Origin of the sequence: Desulfofundulus thermobenzoicus (assembly GCF_009428905.1) — a bacterium.
In the GTDB taxonomy this organism is placed as follows: domain Bacteria; phylum Bacillota; class Desulfotomaculia; order Desulfotomaculales; family Desulfovirgulaceae; genus Desulfofundulus_A; species Desulfofundulus_A thermobenzoicus.
Genome location: NZ_WHYR01000155.1, coordinates 1 through 479, shown reverse-complemented (window position 1 = coordinate 479; position 479 = coordinate 1). Strand labels below are relative to the sequence as shown.

The following is a 479-nucleotide window of genomic DNA, read 5'->3' as shown; positions in this document are numbered from 1 at the left end:
GGGCTGAGCGCAGGGTCCGGCAGCGGCAGCAGCTGGCGCACCAGGGGGTGGCTGATCTTCTTGTCGGTGCCCACCGCGTAGAAGTGCTCGGCCAGACCATGGGCCTGGCCGACGTTGACCACGCCGTAGCGGCCGGTCAGAGCGCCGTCGACGGTGGTCGCTGCCGGAAACACACCCAGGCCCTCGCTGCCGAAGGTGGCGAGCAGGGCGCTGTCCTCGAACTCGCCGGTGACGCGCACCTGCAAACCCTGGGCGCTCAGCCATTGGTCCAGCCGTGGGCGCAATGCGGCATGGGCGGTGGGCAGCAGCAGCGGTACATCGGCCAATGAGGCAGGGAAGTCCCGCGCTGCCTGAGCAGCCCAGCGCGGGTGGGCATACCAGGCAATCGGAGACTGGCCCAGCGAGTGGCTGTAGACCCGCAGGTTGGGGTTGGCCGGCGCCGGTCGGTCGGCCAGCACGACATCGAAGCGGTGCAAAGC

1 protein-coding gene is annotated in these 479 nt (G+C 69.9%); it reads right to left on the bottom strand.

All coding sequences use genetic code 11. The features are described from left to right. On the bottom strand, positions 1-479 hold a 479-nt coding region (locus GFC01_RS17980; protein WP_243137692.1), incomplete at both ends, for a LysR substrate-binding domain-containing protein.